This window comes from Eisenbergiella massiliensis, assembly GCF_003435485.1.
In genome coordinates this window covers 19,735-35,251 of the sequence record NZ_QVLV01000020.1, presented here as the reverse complement: position 1 = coordinate 35,251, position 15,517 = coordinate 19,735, and the positions used below count along the sequence as shown (strand labels likewise).

Sequence of the window (15,517 nt, the reverse complement as noted above, 5' to 3'; positions counted from 1 at the left end):
AACAGTTACCCTATAAGTTTAAATCCGGTCACAGAATTTTCTGTGGCCGGATTTTTGTTTACTGGAATTTTAGAAGATAGTTTTTACGTAGCTGCCTTTTCCGTTTTTCTTTGCCTGGTACATGGCTTTATCAGCCGCCCGGTAATAATCAAAATAAGAAGGGGCATACTCTTTATTGATTGCGGCGCCGATGCTTACGCTGACGGGAACACAGCTTCCGTTCAGTTCCCTGGTGCGCAGAAGTACTTCTTTGCAGACACGTTCCACAAGCCCTTCGTCACAGGTCTGGTATGCGAACAACCCGAATTCGTCCCCTCCAATGCGGAAAACAGTATCTGTACGGCGGCATACATTCCGCAGAATGGATGCAAAACGGAACAGTACCTCATCTCCCTGGCAGTGTCCGTAGGTATCATTGATGCTTTTAAAATTGTCTACATCAAAGACGAACATGGCATTGTGCGTACAGGGGCTCTGCTGCATCAGCCGGCTCTGTATGAGCTGTCTGCCGGCGGCTGCATTGTAGACTCCCGTGTGGCCGTCCATATTTGCCAGATGCTGCAGCTTCAGCCTGTGCTGCACCTCGCTGTCAATATCCTGAAAAAAACCCACTGCCTGCATATTCCCGGCATCGTCCAAATAAGAGGTAAAAACCGCCCGGTACCACCGGTAATCCCGACAGGCGCCAAGCCTGGAGAGAAGCTCTGCCGACAGTGTGCATTCCTGGGATTCCAGCGAGCGGAAAACATGGGAAAGCGACGGCAGATAATCAGGATGCAGGATGCCCGACTGAACAAGCCCCTGCGCCCCGTTATGTATGACAGGCGGCAGGCCGAAGCGCTGCGCGCATTCCGTTTCCGGATATAGATCCTTTGCCTGTGTATCGTATTCCCATATTATATCTGCAAAATTCTGCAGAAGGATTTCCAGCTTCTGTGGGTTTTTCGTCCATTCCCGGCTCATTTGTCTGTACCACCGCCTTTCTTGTTATTTCTGGCACTATACATGGCACGTACATATCATAATGTTATCATTGACGCAAGCGGCAGACAACGCGTTACAGAACGTATTTTTATGACAAAACAGGACAGGAAAGGACAGAGTGTGTTAAAATAAGAAGGCCATAAAGGAAAAGATAAAAAGGAGTGTAAATAAAAATGACATATATTTTTTTAACTGTGGGGATATTGTGCCTGCTTTACTGTGCGGGGATTCTGATATCAGGAGTTTTCGGTTCCTGGTTTTTCCTGATCTGGGGAGCGGCCGGCGCGGGCTTTATGGCACTGGCCTGGATGTGGAAAAATAATATAATAAGCCGTCTTCCGGCAGCGGTAAAGCTGCTGCTTGTAATCGTGCTGGCGGCCGGAATTCTGGTGTTCCTTTTTATTGAAGGCCTGATTATCAGCAGGTTTCACAGCAAGGGGGAGCCGGGGCTGGATTATCTGATTGTCCTCGGGGCCCAGATGCGGGACAGCGGCCCGAGCAAAGCGCTTGCGCTGCGGCTGGATACGGCGGTGACCTACCTGGAAGAAAATGAAGCTACGCTTGTGGTGGTTTCAGGAGGGAAGGGAAGCAATGAGCCGGTGAGCGAGGCGCAGGGAATGTTTGATTACCTTGTTGCGAAAGGAATTGCGCCGGAACGGATTGTGATGGAGGACAAGTCCACGAATACCAAGGAAAATCTGGAATTCTCCCAAAAACTGATTCCCAAAGCAGCCAGCGTGGGGATTGTTACGAATAATTTCCATGTCTACCGGGGAACGCGGCTTGCGGTTAAGCAGGGCTTTAGGACCGTATGCGGACTGGCGGCGCCTTCAGATATTCCTATGCAGGCGAACAACATGGTCAGGGAATTTTTTGGCGTAATGAAGGACCTTCTCTATGGTAATATGACGCTGTGACAGGTCAAAAACCCTGTAAATACAGGCATTTTGGGCGGTTGACTTATACAAGGATAAATAATATAATAAATAATAGTTTTTTAGGGAAAAATGACCAGAAGGAAAAAGTCTTTCCGGAAAAGACATAAAGGGCAGGGACAATTCGGCAGCCCAGTAAAAGAAAGGCCGGTTTGCGGCGGAAAGAGGACAGAATGAAAAAGCTGGAAGAATATGTGAGATGTATTCCGGATTTCCCGGAGGAAGGGGTCATGTTCAGGGATGTGACCAGCGTTCTGCAGGATGCAGACGGCCTGCACCTGGCGATTGACACCATGCAGGAGTTAGTTAAGGATCTGGATTTTGATATTGTGGTGGGGCCGGAATCCAGAGGCTTTATCTTCGGCACCCCTATAGCCTATAATAATCATAAGCCCTTTGTGCTCATCAGAAAGAAAGGGAAGCTCCCCTGTGAGACGGTTTCCATGGAATATGAGCTGGAATATGGCACTGCAGTGATCGAGATACATAAGGATGCGATCCTGCCCGGCCAGAAGATTCTGATTGTGGATGATCTGATTGCGACAGGAGGCACCACGGAGGCAATGATCCGCCTGGTGGAATCCCTGGGCGGCGAAGTGGTCGGAGTAGTGGTACTTATGGAGCTTGCAGGGCTTAAGGGCAGGGAAAAGCTGAAGGGCTACCGTCTGGAGTCCGCAATTTGCTATGAAGGAAAATAATAGAACAGGATTTAACAGGTGAAGACCTTGTACATCAGGGTTTTTGGCTATAACAATAAAAAGTGGCGCCGGTGATGATATGAGTATGACGGAAGAAAAGACAACGGATAGAATGCAGACCGGACTTCAGAAAGAAGCAGCGGTGCAGCCGGAAGAAAAAAGCAAAATCGTATACGAGGGCGGCGGAAATCTTGCCCGGCAGCAGAAGAAAGGAAAAAGCCTGGTGCTGGATGATGGACGGATTGAGGCCATGAAGGAATATTTAAGTCCTGAGGAGCTTTATCAGGACCTTATTTCCCGTGTGCGCAGATACCACCCGTCAGATGATATTTCCATGATCGAGAAAGCGTATAAAATTGCCTATGCCGCCCACGAAGGGCAGGTGCGTAAGTCCGGCGAGCCTTATATCATCCATCCTCTCTGCGTGGCCATTATCCTGGCGGATCTGGAGCTGGATAAGGAAACGATAGAAGCAGGCCTTCTTCATGACGTGGTGGAAGACACGATCATGACCGAAGAGGAAATCGAAAAGGAATTCGGCCCTGATGTGGCCCTTCTGGTGGACGGCGTAACAAAGCTCCAGCAGATTAACTTCCCCAGTGATAAGGGGAATGGGGACAATAAAACCGCGGATCAGCAGGAAATGCAGGCAGAGAACCTCCGTAAAATGTTCCTTGCCATGGCAAAGGACATCCGCGTCATTATGATAAAGCTTGCCGACAGGCTCCACAATATGCGTACCCTGAAGTACCAGCCTCCGGCGAAGCAGCAGAAGATAGCCAGGGAAACCATGGAAATCTATGCGCCCATCGCACAGCGCCTGGGCATTTCCAAAATCAAGGTGGAGCTTGACGACCTTTCCCTGAAATATCTGGAGCCGGATGTATACTATGACCTGGTGGATAAAATCGCAGTACGCAGAAGCGAAAGGGAAGAGTACATCCAGCAGATTGTGGACGAAGTGACCGAACACATGAAAAATGCGGGAATCAAATCCCAGATAGACGGCCGTGTCAAGCATTTTTTCAGCATCTATAAGAAAATGAAGAACCAGAGCAAGACACTGGATCAGATTTATGATCTGTTTGCCGTGAGAATTATTGTGGATTCAGTAAAAGACTGCTATGCGGCGCTCGGCGTCATCCATGAAATGTATAAGCCCATTCCGGGGCGTTTCAAGGACTACATCGCCATGCCCAAGCCCAACATGTACCAGTCACTGCACACCACGGTTATCGGCTCTTCGGGACAGCCCTTCGAAATTCAGATACGTACCATGGAAATGCATAAGGCGGCGGAATATGGTATTGCCGCCCACTGGAAATATAAGGAAGCCTCCGATGGCAAGAAGGTGGCGGCCCAGGAGGAAGAAAAGCTTGCATGGCTGCGCCAGATCCTGGAATGGCAGCGTGACATGTCGGATAATAAGGAATTTATGAATCTGCTCAAGAGCGATTTGGATCTGTTTTCCGACAGTGTATACTGCTTTACGCCCACAGGCGATGTGAAAACGCTTCCCGTGGGCAGCACGCCCATTGATTTTGCCTATAGCGTACACACGGCGGTGGGCAATAAGATGATTGGCGCCAGGGTAAACGGCAAGCTTGTGACCATAGATTATGAGATCCAGAACGGCGACCGTATCGAGATACTTACTTCCCAGAATTCCAAGGGACCCAGCCGCGATTGGCTGAACCTGGTCAAGAGCACTCAGGCGAAAAACAAGATCAACCAGTGGTTCAAGAACGAATTTAAAGAGGAAAACATCGTCAAGGGCAAGGAAATGCTGCTTGCCTACTGCAAGGCAAAGAGCATTAATATTTCCGAAATCATGAAGCCTCCCTACATGGAGGCGCAGATGAAAAAGTACGGCTTTAAGGACTGGGAATCCCTGCTGGCAGCCGTAGGGCACGGCGGCCTGAAGGAAGGCCAGATTCTGAACCGCATGCAGGAGCTGTATGATAAGGATCATCCCAAGGTATTAAGCAACGAAGAGGTTCTGGCCAATGTGGCTGAAAATGCCCAGGCCAGGCAGATGCTGCCCCGCGCCAAGAGTAAAAACGGCATTGTGGTCAAGGGCATCCATGATGTGGCGGTCCGTTTTTCCAAATGCTGTTCGCCGGTTCCCGGGGACGAGATCATCGGCTTTGTTACAAGAGGAAGAGGAATTTCCATCCACAGGACGGACTGTGTGAATGTGATCAACCTGCCGGAGTCTGAGCGCGCCAGGCTGATTGATGCGGAATGGGAGGCTTCCCAGGAAAACCGTACAGATGAAAAATATCTGGCGGAAATCAATATTTACGCCAACAACCGAAGCGGACTCCTGGCCGACATTTCCAGGGCGCTCACGGAAAAGAACATCGATATTCTCGCCATGAATACACGTACCAACAAGCAGGGAATGGCAACTCTGTCCGCCTCCTTTGAGATAGCAAGCAGAGATGAATTAATCCGCATCATTGATAAAATAAGGACCATTGACAGTGTTATCGATATAGAAAGAAGTTAAATATATGGCAAAATTAAAAATTGGGCGCATGGTGCTGAGCATGTGCCAGACGAACTGCTATTTTGTTTCCCCGGAAAATCAGAAGGAAGTGGTCCTCATTGATCCTGCGGATCAGGGCGGTCAGATCTATGAAGCGCTGAAAAGCAAAGGGCTGCAGGTGGCTGCTATCCTCCTGACCCACGGCCACTTTGACCATATCTGGGGCGCAAATGAACTGCGCAGGCTTTCCGGCGCGCCGATCTATGCATATGAAGAGGAAAAAGAGGTCTGCGAGGACGCTTCGAAAAACGTCTCCGATCAGGCCGGCCGCCCGGAAACCGTGGCGGCGGATAATTATCTGAAGGACGGCGCGCAGCTGGACCTTGCGGGCATGCATTTCCAGCTGATAGCCACTCCGGGACATACCAAGGGCAGCTGCTGCTATTACATGGAAAAGGAAAAAGTCCTTTTTGCGGGAGACACTCTTTTTGAAGGCTCCGTGGGACGCACGGACTTTCCCACAGGAAGCATGGGACGCCTGGTTCACTCCATCAAGGAACGCCTGCTGGTGCTTCCTGAGGACACCATCGTATATCCCGGACACGGCGATGAAACTACAATCGCGGACGAGAAGAAGTATAATCCTTACTGTCAGTAATCATATTTAATTCGTATGGCCTGGCAGCACTGCTCAGGCACGGAGGAACTATGGCAGGAAGAAAAGATGCGGAACATCTTTTGGAGAAAGCGGGAGAGCAGAATCCCGGTCCATGGATTGCCCATTCACGGAATGTGGCTGTTCTGGCAGAAAGAATTGCAGCTGAAGCAGGAATGGATGTCTCGCGTGCTTATGTTTTTGGACTGCTTCACGATATTGGCAGGCAATACGGCCCCATGCAGGCCAGGCATGCCCTGGAGGGATATCGCTTCCTGATGGAACAGGGACATCCGGAGGAGGCGAGGATTTGTATGACACATACCTTCCAGTATCAGAATCCCGAGGCTGTTTATGATAGCTGGGACTGTTCGGAAGAGGAACTGGATTGGGTGCGACGGTATTTGTCTCAGATAACATATGATGACTACGATCGTCTGATACAGCTGTGTGATGCGCTGTCACTGGCGGATGGCTACTGTATCGCAGAAAAAAAGATGGTTTCCTCCATTCTGAAATTTGGCTGGAAAGATACCACAGAAGCAAAGTGGAAGGCAATTTTATGTTTAAAGGATTACTTCGATAATAAAATAAACGGAGATGTCTATGCATTATTTTAGGCAGGGATATCAGCAAAGACCAATCGGCCGAAGGGCTGGATTGGTTTTACTAATCTTGGAAAGGGTCGGACAACATGCTTGCAGTCAGACTGAACAAACCGCAATTTGAATACGACATCCATTCCATCGTCAAAGCTTTTTATCCGGCGGAGACGGTGAAGGTGTTTGAAGAAGGAACAAAAGATTTTGAATCGGATGGGGATAACCCATCCATATCCATATGGTTTGAAGAAAGGGCTATCCGGGTAAATTTATCCGGTACGGAGCATGAGGCTGTCCTGAGCAGGCCGGAGGAACGCCCGGTTGTGAAGAATGAGCTGAAACAGCTTCTTTACCGCGTACTTTCCGCCCATACGGGAAAAGAACTTCCCTGGGGCACGCTGACCGGTATCCGCCCTACTAAGATAGCCATGCAGTTCCTGGAGGAAAATGCGCCGGGGACGCAGAATCCCATGACGGAAGCGGATATCCTATCCTACATGCAGGAAACCTACTATTGCAGTGAGGAAAAAGCCCTGCTGGCCATAGACATAGCAAAGAGAGAAAAGCGCATTCTGGCGGATATCCATTACGAAAAAGGCTACAGCCTTTATATAGGCATTCCGTTCTGCCCTACCACCTGCCTTTACTGCTCCTTCACCTCCTTCCCCATTTTTTCCTGGAAGGACAGAGTGGGAGAGTATCTGACAGCGCTGGAAAAAGAGATTGATTTCGTCAGGGAAGCCTGCCAGGATAAAATCCTGGACAGCGTATATATCGGCGGAGGCACCCCCACCACGCTGGAGCCGGAGGAGCTGAGAAGACTGCTGTCAAAAGTGAGAGCCTCCTTTGATTTTTCCCAGGTAAAGGAGTTTACTGTGGAGGCCGGACGCGCCGACAGCATCACGAGAGACAAGCTGAGGGTTTTAAAGGAGTTCGGCGTGACACGCATTTCCGTCAACCCCCAGACCATGAATCAGGAAACTCTTAACATAATCGGCCGCCGCCATACGGTGGAACAGGTGGAGGAAGCCTTCCGGCTGGCCAGGGAAGAAGGCTTTACCAACATCAACATGGATCTCATCCTGGGGCTTCCCGGAGAAACAAAGGAGTATGTGGAGCGGACCATGGAGGCGGTAACCAGGCTCTGCCCTGACAGCCTGACAGTCCACTCCCTCGCCATAAAACGTGCCTCAAGACTCAGCCTCTGGATAGAAGAAAACGGCATTGAAACCCTTCATAATACGGACGAAACCATGGAAATAGCAGCAGAGGGCGCCGCCCGTATGAACATGAAGCCCTATTATCTCTACCGCCAGAAGAACATGTCCGGCAATTTTGAAAATGTAGGCTATGCCACAGAGGGCAACTATGGTATTTACAACATCCTCATCATGGAGGAAAAACAGACCATCATGGCCCTGGGCGCCGGCACAATTTCCAAAGCCGTATATCCCGACGGCCGTATTGAACGCTGCGATAACGTGAAGGACGTAGCCCTCTACATCGAAAAAATTGATGAAATGATAGACCGAAAACGAAAACTCCTCGGCGGCTGATATGTAACTGCTCAGGTTCTCCAAAGCTTCAGCCTCCGGGTGGATTTCCAATTCCTCTTGAAAAGAAAAGGAAAAAAGTGTAGAATCAAAATGCTGTCCGGCAGGTTTGCGCACTTGCTGCGCGAACCGTAAAAAACGTAGGGCAGAACAGCAAAAATCCATCGCCGAAGGCGATTTTCATGGATTTTTGCATAACTGAGAACGAAGTGAACAGTTAGAATCAAAATGCTGTCCGGCAGGTTAGCGCACCAGCTGCGCGAACCGTAAAATGGCAGCAACAGAATGGACAGCCGCGGCAGGCGGCGGGAAAGGAATACAGGAAAATGGCTTTAAGTAAAAAACCGGTAACCGGCATGAAGGACATTCTGCCGGCTGAAATGCAGCTGAGAGATTATGTAATCAGCGTAATAAAGGATACTTATGGTAAATTCGGATTTACCTCCATCGAGACGCCCTGTGTGGAAAATATTGCAAACCTGACAAACAAGCAGGGCGGAGATAATGAAAAACTGATTTTCAAGATTATGAAACGGGGAGAGAAACTGAACCTGGAAAATGCAAAGGAAGAAGCTGATCTGGTTGACGGCGGCCTGCGCTACGACCTGACGGTGCCGCTGGTCCGTTTCTATTCCAATAATGCCAGCCAGCTGCCCACGCCCTTCAAGGCCTTGCAGATGGGGAATGTATGGCGTGCGGACAGGCCTCAGAGAGGACGCTACCGTCAGTTTATGCAGTGTGACATAGATATCCTGGGAGAGCCCTCCAACCTGGCTGAAATTGAACTGATTCTTGCCACCACAACCACACTGGGAAAGCTGGGCTTCCGCAATTTCCAGATCCGCATCAATGAACGCAGAATCCTGAAGGCTATGGCGGCATACAGCGGCTTCCCGGAGGAAAGCTTCGACACGGTATTCATTATTCTGGATAAAATGGATAAAATCGGCCTTGACGGCGTAGCGGCGGAACTGAAGGAATGCGGCTTCTCAGAGGAAAGCATAAATAAATACATGGATTTGTTCCGCGGCCTGGAAACAGCGCAGGACGGCCTGGGATATCTTGCCGGAAAGCTGGAGGGCGTACTGGAAGCGGAAGTAGTAAACAACCTGCGTGAAATTTCGGACAGCGTGAGCGCTACCAAGGCAGCGGATTTTGAAATGGTATTCGATCCTACGCTGGTAAGAGGCATGTCCTATTACACAGGGACTATTTTTGAAATCGCAATCCCTGAATTCGGCGGAAGCTGCGGAGGCGGCGGACGCTATGATAAAATGGTTGGTAAATTTACGGGCAGCGATGTGCCGGCCTGCGGATTTTCCATCGGTTTTGAACGCATCATCCTTCTGATGATGGAAAATGGTTTCCAGATTCCGGGCAAACCGAAGAAAATCGCTTACCTTATTGAAAAGGGTGTTGCGGGAGAAGAATTGTGCAGAGTCATTGCCGAGGCGCAGTCGCAGAGGGCGGACGGCATGCAGGTGCTGATTGCCAGAATGAATAAAAATAAAAAGTTCCAGAAGGAACAGCTGATGAAGGAAGGCTGGGAAGAATTCAAAGAGTTCTACCGGGAGCCTTTAAAATAAATATCGGCAGCTGTGAAGGTATGGGACAGTTATAATATTTGAGACAGAAAAAACAAAGGAGGCACATCATGTCTGAGTCAATGAAGGGGCTGAAAAGAACCCACAGATGCGGCGAATTATCCGCTGCCAATGTGGGAGAAACCGTAACCGTTATGGGTTGGGTTGCCAAGCAGAGAAATAAAGGCGGTATCATTTTTGTGGATTTAAGGGATCGTTCCGGGATACTGCAGGTTATATTTGAAGAAAGCGACGCGGGCGCAGAGGGCTTTGCCAAGGCGGAAAAGCTGCGCAGTGAATATGTGGTTGCCGTTGTGGGAAAAGTAGAAAAGAGAGCCGGCGCTGTCAATGAAAACCTGGCTACCGGAGAAATCGAGGTCAGGGCGTCCCAGGTACGTATTTTATCTGAAGCGCTTACGCCTCCCTTCCCCATAGAAGAAGACTCCAAAACCAAGGAAGAGCTTCGCCTGAAATACCGTTACCTGGATTTGAGAAGACCTGATCTGCAGAGCAAAATCATATTGAGAAGCAAGATCACCATGGCGATCCGGGAGTTTATGTCCAGGGAAGGCTTCCTGGAAATTGAAACCCCCATGCTCACCAAATCCACACCGGAGGGGGCAAGGGATTATCTGGTGCCCAGCCGTGTGCATCCCGGGAATTTTTATGCGCTTCCCCAGTCCCCTCAGATTTTCAAGCAGTTACTGATGTGTTCAGGCTATGACCGGTATTTCCAGATCGCAAGATGCTTCCGTGATGAGGATCTGCGTGCGGACAGACAGCCCGAATTCACACAGGTGGATATGGAACTGTCCTTTGTGGATGTGGACGATGTGATTGCAGTGAATGAAAAGCTGCTGAAATATATCTGTAAGGAAGCAATCGGCCTTGAGGTGGAGCTTCCAATCCAGCGTATGACCTGGCAGGAGGCCATGGATCGTTTTGGATCCGATAAGCCGGATACCCGTTTTGGCATGGAGCTGACGGATGTTTCCTCCGTAGTAGCGGGCTGCGGTTTCGGCGTATTTACCTCCGCATTGGAAAACGGCGGATCCGTCCGGGGCATCAATGCCAAAGGACAGGCGGAAATGCCCAGAAAGAAAATTGATGCGCTGGTGGACTTTGCCAAAGGCTATGGCGCCAGGGGCCTTGCATATCTGTGCGTGCTGCCTGACGGAAGCTATAAATCTTCTTTTGCAAAATTCATGACCGAGGATCAGCTCAAAGCGCTGGTAGAAGCAATGAGCGGTGAACCGGGAGATCTGCTGCTGTTTGCCGCAGACAAGAATACGGTTGTCTGGAACGTGCTGGGCGGCCTGCGTCTTGAGCTGGCAAAGCAGATGAACCTGATTGATAACAGCAAATTCAACTTCCTCTGGATTACGGAATTCCCTCTTTTTGAATGGAGCGAGGAAGAAAACCGTTACATGGCAATGCACCATCCTTTTACCATGCCGATGGAAGAGGATCTGCATATGCTGGAGACTGATCCGGGCAAGGTGCGTGCAAAGGCCTATGATATCGTGCTCAACGGTACGGAGCTGGGCGGCGGAAGCGTCAGGATTTCTGACGACGGGATTCAGGAGAGGATGTTTGAAGCCCTTGGATTTACAAAGGAAAGCGCTTATGAACGTTTCGGCTTCCTGCTTGATGCTTTCAAATACGGAGTGCCGCCGCATGCAGGACTGGCTTATGGCCTGGACCGTCTTGTCATGCTGCTTACCGGTGCGGACAGCATCCGCGAGGTAATCGCATTCCCCAAGGTAAAGGACGCATCCTGTCTGATGACGGACGCTCCCAATGTGGTGGATTTAAAGCAGCTGGATGAATTGGGAATTTCCATCAATCCTACAGAAGAAAAAGAATAAGAGACAGAAACGTAACTGTGAAGGGACTGAACAGTTACACGGAAATATAAACAGCCGGTGGGGGATTTTTACCTGAACCGGCTGTTTTCACTAAAATCATATCCCAAGGAGTGTGCCTATGGCGGAAAAAGAGAAGCTGAGACAGGAGTTCCTGGACGAACTGCAGAATAAGCTGGTAAGGGCATCGTGTACGGATGAAATTTATGCTCTTTTGGCAGAGGCTGCCGCCTGGCTGACGGCAAGTGAAGGGCTGTCTTTTTTTATACGCCGCGAAGACTGCTTTGAGCAGGTATGCCGTCTGGGGAAATTCCCGGAAATGGAAGGTGTAACACAGGCAGCACTTTTTGGAGGGGAGCATCCTGTTTCCTTTGAGACTGTTATGATTGGAAAGGTATGTCTGCAGGAGAAGGAAGACGGGGTTTTTATGATTTTCCGTCCAAAGCCGGAGCTTATGACGGCGCAAAACAGGGAATGCCTGCAGCTAATCTGCGGTATGGGAGCGCTGGTGCAAAAAGAGCTTTGGATTCGCGGAAAGGCGCACAGGGATGCGATGACGGATGAAATAACCGGCGCGCTGAACCGCAGCTGCCTTTTACAGCGGCTGCAGGAGGATATGGGTACCAAAATCGGAAACGCCGCGCTCATTGATATCAATGTGGACGGTTTCAAGCTGTATAACGAAATGTACGGATATATGAACAGCGATGCGCTTCTGAAATTCGTAGCGGATGCAATTCGCAGGGAAAAGACTGGACAGGGAGAAATTTACCGTTTTGGAGCGGATGAGTTCCTTTTGCTTGAGCCGGATATGACGGAGGAGCAGGCGTTTGATACGGCAGAGCGGATTCGCAGGCGGATCAGGGACAGCAGCCGAGAAAAGAAAGATCTGCTCCATCAGTTGACGGTAAGCTGCGGAATCGTAATTTATCCGGAATATGTGGAGGATAAAGAGGAGCTTCTGGGCTGCTGTGTCCGCGCTGCCTATTATGCGAAAACAAGGGGAAAGGATCAGACCGCCCTGTGGCGAAAAGAGGACCGTCCCAGGGAACGTTCCGGCTATTACCGGACTTCCTTTGAGCGGATTGCCCCTACTATTTATGCGCTGATGGCTGCGGTGGATGCAAAGGATCAGATTACCTTCCGCCATTCCCTCAAGGTTTCGGAGTACGCCACCCTTCTTGCCCAGGCGCTTGAACTGAAGGAGGAAGAGGTGGAAATCATCCGGGAAGCAGGCTTGCTTCATGATATTGGAAAAATTGGAATCCCGGAAAGCATTCTGAAAAAACAGGGCAGGCTGACGGAAGCGGAATACATGGTAATGAAGGAACATGTGGAAAATGCGGTGGAGATGATACGATATCTGCCGGATATGAACTATGTGCTTCCGACGGTGGTGGGGCATCATGAAAGATACGACGGAAAAGGTTATCCGGCCGGACTGGCGGGTGAAGCGATTCCCCTGGGAGCCCGCTGCCTTGCATTGGCTGACAGTTTTGATACGATGACGGCAAGACGGCCTTATAAAGAACCGATGCAGATTTCCTATGCGGTAAAGGAACTGGAAAAAGGAAAAAATACCCAGTTTGATCCGTATCTGACAGATGTGTTCCTGCGATTGATTGAAGAAGGAGAGATTCAGGTATGGGGCCGTGGGGATGACTGAAGGCCGGCGGCGGAAAAAAAGAAATCTTCCATAGTTATCAAAAAGCACCTGCTTTCGCATAATAACAGGCAAAGGCAGGTGCTTTCGGCATTTCCGGGTTTGTTCGGTATTAAAGCCAAAACGTAACGGTTCAGGCCGGCGGGAATATTAATCAGAATATATGGTGGTGCTGTTGATAAATATTTCATAATCATCATAGCTTAAATCATTATAATTTACGTCATATGGAGAAGAAAACTCCACAGTTGCTGATTTTCCCATATCCGAGATGAATTCATAGGCGCTGCCGATTGCGGCGCCGTCTTTAAAATAAACGCACATCAGTTCCACGGAGTCGAAGGTTTTTCCGGTGGGATTCTTGATGGAAGCGATCACGCCGCCCTGAAGCCCCTGATTTGATTTTATCTGAAAATCCTTCCCGTAGTTCGGCGTATAATATTGGGGATCGGTTTTTCTTGCAATCGTATCCACCTCATAGCGGCTGTAGGGGATATCATTGTAATCTTTATCATAGGGAAGCGTTACCTCTACGGCAGCTTTTCCTCCTGCCGGACAGCTCCAGATATAATTGTTCCGCAGGAAAAGCAGGTTATCATTTTCATCATAATAAGTAACGGTAATTTCCAGCTGTATGTCCTGCGTATTTTTGTTTTCATAAATCAGTATCAGGTTCCGGGAGGCGGCATAGTCCTGCTGGACGATATTTTCCATCAATTCGCTGCTGGCAGCCTTTTCCTCCGCTGTGGGCAGATACCTGTCCGCATCCTTAATCCCGCGGACAGAGGCATCTTTATCCATAGCCATTATATAATAAAAGAGGAAGGTAAGCAGGATGGAAAGTACAGCCACAATCATCCCTGCAACAGGAAGCCCTTTTTTCTTATTGTTTTGGATGAGAGCGATGATGCCCAGGATGACCGCCAGTACATCCAGCGCGATTCCCACAAAAAATATGCCGCTGAGAAATCCGAGGATAGCCAATACAAGGCAGGCGATAGCCAGCCCGCTGTTTTTCCGGGAATCGTATACGTCTCCTGAGGCCTGGCCATAAGGCATGTTGGGCTGCCCTGCGCCCTGGTAGGGCGGGGGAAAGCCATAGCCGCCTGCTCCTGCTGCGCCCTGGCCGGTATAATAGGGGCCGGAGGCCTGGGAATTGTAATATTGGGGCGGCACGTCTGAACCTGCTCCTGGCTGCCTATTGGGATTCTGCCAGGGCTGTCCGTTCAGATTTACTTCCGGCTGCCCGGGGCCGTTTTGGCCGCCATAAGGATAACCGCCGTTATTTCCATTTTCAAAAGGGCCGAAGCCCTGGTTATTTTCATTGTTATACATATGTATTTCCTCATTTTTACACAGAATCTGTTACTAATTATAAAGCAAATGCCGTTTTTTGGGAATAGGGGAAACAATTTTAAAGAAAACTTCATTTTTTATTAAATATTAACTCCAATAGATCTGCTATACTTTTATACATAATTCAGTAAAAAATGTCAACAAAGGATGAACAGTCATGGCGAATCGAGGGGGACAGACAGGAAGACGGAACAGACATTATGGAGACAGTGTGGGCAATACGGCTGTCAGGAATCTCCAGTTTATTGACATATCCAATATGGAAGAAGAACCGGAATACAGAGCGTCACGTAAGGCGTCAGGTGCGCGCAGGCGCGTCGGAGAAGAAGATATGCCGTACAGACGAAAAGTGGAAGAATATCCGTCAGACAGGCGTATAAAAAGAGAGAACCAGGGGCGCAGGCGGGCAAGCGCGGCGGCCATAGCGCGCAGGAGAAGACGGAAACGGCAGCGGTTACTGGCCGGAGCATTTCTTGTGGCCGGCGTTATTGTTTTGGGGGGATTGCTGGGAACGCTTCTGTGGAAAGTGGTGGGCCGCTTTCGGGATGCGGACGTGCTTTCCGGGAACACCAGGGAAGAACGGGAGCTGATCCGGGAAAATGATACGAAAAAACCGCTGATTAAAGAAGAATTTCTCACAGTGAATCCTTATTCCCGGCCGGCGGAGCCGCTCACTGAGGTGAGGAATATTTTTATCCACTATACGGCCAATAAGGACACCTCGGCGGAACAGAACAGAAGCTATTTTGAAAACCTGGGGATTACAGGGGAGCGTTCGGCCAGCGCGCATTTTGTGATCGGCTATGAGGGCGAGATTATCCAGTGCCTGCCCCTGGATGAAATCGCCTATGCGGTAAAGACAAGAAACTATGATTCCATATCCATCGAATGCTGTTTTGTGGACGAGAACGGGAAATTTACGGACGCCACCTACCAGTCCCTGCTGCAGCTGACGGCGTGGCTGCTGCGTGAATATAAGCTTACGCCGAACGATGTGCTCCGTCACTATGATGTGGGCGGGAAAAAATGTCCGCTGTATTTTGTGGAGCATGAGGACAGCTGGGAACAGTTCAGGCAGGATTTGACAGATTACATTATGGAGGAGTAGAATATAGCGGTAAAACGAAAATAT

The 15,517-nt window shown here is 49.6% G+C and carries 12 protein-coding genes; 10 read left to right on the top strand and 2 right to left on the bottom strand.

The features are described from left to right. Window positions 1-69 precede the first annotated feature (69 nt). Window positions 70-963, bottom strand: a complete 894-nt coding sequence (locus tag DXC51_RS21950; protein ID WP_025490861.1) for a sensor domain-containing diguanylate cyclase — start codon at window positions 961-963, stop codon at window positions 70-72. A gap of 194 nt (window positions 964-1,157) precedes the next feature. Between DXC51_RS21950 and DXC51_RS21945 the strand changes: the two genes are divergently transcribed. The 9 genes from DXC51_RS21945 (at window position 1,158) to DXC51_RS21905 (ending at window position 13,032) form a co-directional block, all read left to right on the top strand. Further along, window positions 1,158-1,901, top strand: coding sequence for a YdcF family protein (locus tag DXC51_RS21945; protein WP_117545451.1), 744 nt, complete (start codon window positions 1,158-1,160; stop codon window positions 1,899-1,901). A gap of 191 nt (window positions 1,902-2,092) precedes the next feature. After that, window positions 2,093-2,617, top strand: coding sequence for an adenine phosphoribosyltransferase (locus DXC51_RS21940; protein WP_021634068.1), 525 nt, complete (start codon window positions 2,093-2,095; stop codon window positions 2,615-2,617). An 85-nt stretch (window positions 2,618-2,702) separates the two neighbouring features. After that, window positions 2,703-5,129, top strand: a complete 2,427-nt coding sequence (locus tag DXC51_RS21935; RefSeq protein ID WP_117545476.1) for a RelA/SpoT family protein — start codon at window positions 2,703-2,705, stop codon at window positions 5,127-5,129. A 4-nt stretch (window positions 5,130-5,133) separates the two neighbouring features. After that, window positions 5,134-5,766, top strand: a complete 633-nt coding sequence (locus DXC51_RS21930) for an MBL fold metallo-hydrolase (protein ID WP_021634066.1) — start codon at window positions 5,134-5,136, stop codon at window positions 5,764-5,766. Between the two features lie 50 nt (window positions 5,767-5,816). Further along, complete coding sequence (locus DXC51_RS21925; protein WP_117545450.1) at window positions 5,817-6,383, top strand: HD domain-containing protein; 567 nt, start codon at window positions 5,817-5,819, stop codon at window positions 6,381-6,383. A gap of 74 nt (window positions 6,384-6,457) precedes the next feature. After that, window positions 6,458-7,921, top strand: a complete 1,464-nt coding sequence (gene hemZ, locus DXC51_RS21920; protein ID WP_117545449.1) for a coproporphyrinogen dehydrogenase HemZ — start codon at window positions 6,458-6,460, stop codon at window positions 7,919-7,921. A 323-nt stretch (window positions 7,922-8,244) separates the two neighbouring features. Beyond that, on the top strand, window positions 8,245-9,504 hold the full coding sequence (gene hisS, locus DXC51_RS21915; protein ID WP_117545448.1) for a histidine--tRNA ligase: 1,260 nt from the start codon (window positions 8,245-8,247) through the stop codon (window positions 9,502-9,504). 68 nt (window positions 9,505-9,572) lie between these two features. Next, on the top strand, window positions 9,573-11,369 hold the full coding sequence (gene aspS / locus DXC51_RS21910) for an aspartate--tRNA ligase (RefSeq protein WP_102288248.1): 1,797 nt from the start codon (window positions 9,573-9,575) through the stop codon (window positions 11,367-11,369). A 118-nt stretch (window positions 11,370-11,487) separates the two neighbouring features. Beyond that, on the top strand, window positions 11,488-13,032 hold the full coding sequence (locus tag DXC51_RS21905) for a bifunctional diguanylate cyclase/phosphohydrolase (RefSeq protein ID WP_117545447.1): 1,545 nt from the start codon (window positions 11,488-11,490) through the stop codon (window positions 13,030-13,032). A 147-nt stretch (window positions 13,033-13,179) separates the two neighbouring features. Here the strand turns inward: DXC51_RS21905 and DXC51_RS21900 are convergent, their stop codons facing one another. Beyond that, on the bottom strand, window positions 13,180-14,364 hold the full coding sequence (locus tag DXC51_RS21900) for a DUF4190 domain-containing protein (RefSeq protein ID WP_117545446.1): 1,185 nt from the start codon (window positions 14,362-14,364) through the stop codon (window positions 13,180-13,182). A gap of 178 nt (window positions 14,365-14,542) precedes the next feature. On the opposite strand from DXC51_RS21900, the gene DXC51_RS21895 reads away from it, so the two are divergent. Then, the gene (locus DXC51_RS21895; RefSeq protein WP_242991349.1) at window positions 14,543-15,493 is read left to right on the top strand and encodes a peptidoglycan recognition protein family protein; all 951 of its coding nucleotides are present in this window, start codon (window positions 14,543-14,545) and stop codon (window positions 15,491-15,493) included. Window positions 15,494-15,517 lie beyond the last annotated feature (24 nt).